The organism is Actinomycetota bacterium (assembly GCA_005774595.1).
Lineage (GTDB): Bacteria > Actinomycetota > Coriobacteriia > Anaerosomatales > D1FN1-002 > D1FN1-002.
Window position 1 is genome coordinate 1 of record VAUM01000268.1, and the last position, 2757, is coordinate 2757.

4 protein-coding genes are annotated in these 2757 nt (G+C 68.7%); all 4 read right to left on the minus strand.

Annotation, left to right across the window (positions count from 1 at the left end):
• Positions 1–240: pyruvate ferredoxin oxidoreductase (locus FDZ70_08965; protein ID TLM71158.1), on the minus strand; the 240-nt coding region annotated here is incomplete at its 3' end.
• Positions 241–254: 14 nt separating this feature from the next.
• Positions 255–1442: a pyruvate ferredoxin oxidoreductase gene (gene porA / locus FDZ70_08970; GenBank protein TLM71159.1), complete on the minus strand. Its 1188-nt coding sequence runs from the start codon at positions 1440–1442 to the stop codon at positions 255–257.
• Positions 1443–1754 carry a 4Fe-4S dicluster domain-containing protein gene (locus FDZ70_08975; protein ID TLM71161.1) on the minus strand — a complete coding sequence of 104 codons (312 nt, stop codon included), beginning with the start codon at positions 1752–1754 and terminating at the stop codon, positions 1443–1445.
• Between the two features lie 11 nt (positions 1755–1765).
• Entirely contained in the window at positions 1766–2341 is a 576-nt protein-coding gene (locus FDZ70_08980) for a pyruvate synthase (protein TLM71160.1), read from the minus strand.
• Positions 2342–2757: the final 416 nt, after the last annotated feature.

Sequence of the window (2757 nt, forward strand, 5' to 3'; positions counted from 1 at the left end):
GGAGATGGTGGCCGACGAGTTCTCGAAGGCGTTGTGGATGAACGGGGTCTTCCACGACGAGTACGGGTAGATCGTCGTGGACACCTCGAGGCAGCCGGTCGCGCAGCCCGCGACGACCGGGTCCTCGCCGGCGCCGAGCAACACCTGGCGCACCGCGATCGACGCGCCGCAGCCGGCGCAGAGGCGGTGACCGCCGGAGAGCCGGTCCTCGCGATGGGTGAGTTCCTTCAGATTGGCCATTTCTCGCCTCCCTCCTACCGGGCGCCGAGGTAGCGCAGCCCGGATGCGGCGGCGGCACCGGATGCGATCGCGGACAGGTCGTCGTAGACGCTGCGGATGAGCTCGAGCTTCACGTCGCTGCCGCCGAGTCCGTAGACGTAGTCGACGACCGGCGGACGGTTCTCGGCGCCGTACAGCGCGCTGCACGTCTCGAGGAAGAGCGGGCCGCCCTGCGCGCCGAACGACTCGGAGCGGTCGAGCACGGCGACGGCCTTGACGCCCGCGAGCGCCGCAGCCAGCTCGGCGGCCGGGAACGGACGGAAGCAGCGGACCTTCACGACGCCGGCCTTGACGCCCTCAGCTCGCAGTTCGCGCGCGACGTGGCGGCAGTTGCCGGCGGTCGAGCCGATGACCACGACCGCGAGTTCGGCGTCCTCCATGCCGAACGTCTCGACCATGCCGAAGGGGCGGCCGCAGATGCCGGCCCACTCGTCCCCGATCGCCTTGATGACGCCGGCGGCGCGGTCGATGGCGTTGCGCTGGGAACGCTTGAACTCGAAGTACGGTCCGCCGAGGCCCGCGAAGCTGCCGTGGCTGACCGGGTTGTCGGTGTCGAGCAGCGCGAACTCGGGCGTGTACTGCCCGACGAACGCCGCGACCGTCTCGTCGTCCATGATCTCGGCGCGGTCGATCGCGTGCGTCGTGATGAAGCCGTCCGCGGTCGACATGACCGGGAGCAGCACGTCCGGGTGCTCGGCGATGCGGAACGACATGACCGTGTTGTCGTAGGCCTCCTGCGCCGTCTCGGCGAACAGGATGACCCAGCCGGTGTCGCGCGCGCCCATGACGTCGCTGTGGTCGCAGTGGATGTTGATCGGAGCCGAGAGCGCGCGGTTGGCGTTGAACATGACGATCGGCAGGCGCATGCCCGCCGCGATGTGCAACTCCTCCCACATGAGCGCGAGGCCCTGACTGGAGGTCGCGGTCGCGACGCGCGCGCCGGCCGCCGACGCGCCGATCGCGGCCGACATCGCCGAGTGCTCCGACTCGACGTTCACGTACTCGGCGTGCATCCGTCCGTTGGCGACGAACTTCGAGAGCTCCTCGACCACGGTCGTCTGCGGCGTGATCGGGTACGCCGGGATCACGTCCGGCGCGGCCTGACGGATCGCCTCGGCGACCATGGTGTTGCCGGTGACGGCGAGCGTCTTCTGCGTAGGCATCTAGCCGTTCACCCCCGGGAGCTCGCAGCCCTCGGGCACCATCTCGATGGCGTCCTGCGGGCATTCGGCGGCGCACACGCCGCACCCCTTGCAGTGGTCGAGATTGAACGTGGTGACCTGCTCGTTCTCGACGTTGATCGCCGAGTCCGGGCAGAAGATGAAGCACAGCAGGCACTGGTTGCACTTCTCCTCCGAGCGGACCGGGCGCTCGCTGCGCCAGCCGCCGGTCACGTAGTCGCGCGAGTTGCCCGACTCCGGGATGACCGCCCCGCGCGGGAACTCCTCCGCCTTCCAGGACCCGATCCCACTGATGTCCCACTTGGTCACGAGACCTGCACCTCCTCGTAGGCCCGGTCGACCGCCGCGTAGTTCGCGTCGATCATCTCCTGGCCGAACTTCTTTGAGAGGTTCTTGGCGAGCAGCGACTTGAACACGTCGATGTCGATGACTCCGCACGCCTTGATGAGCGCACCGACGATCGGGGTGTTGGGGATGTCACGCTTGATGGTGTCGATCGCGATGCCCGAGGCGTCGACCGTGGCCACCCGGACGGAATCGGCGACCTTGAGCGCCTTCTTCACGTCGGCGGCCGGCGAGCAGGTGTTGACGATGATCGTACCGTCCGGCTTGACGCCCTCGGTGACGTCCACGACGTCCAGGAGCGACTCGTCGAGCACGATCACGACGTCGGGGAACTCGATGTTGTTGTGGATCTCGATGGGCTGGTCGCTGATGCGCGTGAACGCCTTGATCGGCGCCCCCATGCGCTCAGGACCGTACTCCGGCATCGCCTGCATGAACTGGTCGGCCGAGAGCGCGGTCTCGGCGACGACCTTCGCGGCTGTGACCGCGCCTTGCCCGGCGCGGGCGTGCCAACGGATCTCCGTCAGCTGCTGCATGGGCGCTTCCTTCCTCACCCGTCCGCCGGACGGGCCGGCGGGCCTTCGTGCATGGGGGACGCTCACGCCTCGGCGGCGCGAGTGAGTGATTGTCCTATGAACGGGCGCGCGCGCGCAACGGGCGCCATCCGGCGCCGGTGAGCGGGGCGGGCGGGCGGCTCGGTCAGTAGGTGAACGACGAGCCGCTCTCGCCGAGACTCGACAGCACCCCGAGGCCGATCGTCGCCCCGTACAGGATGAGGAGCACGACCCACGCGACGATCGTCAGGGCGCCGATGACGATGCTGACGATCGCCATCCACTTGTAGCGCACCGACTTCAGGCCGAGGAGTCCGAAGATCGTCCCGAGCAGCGCCGGCAGGACCGCGGCGACGCCGCCGCAACAGCTGCACACGAACATCAGGCCGGTACAGACG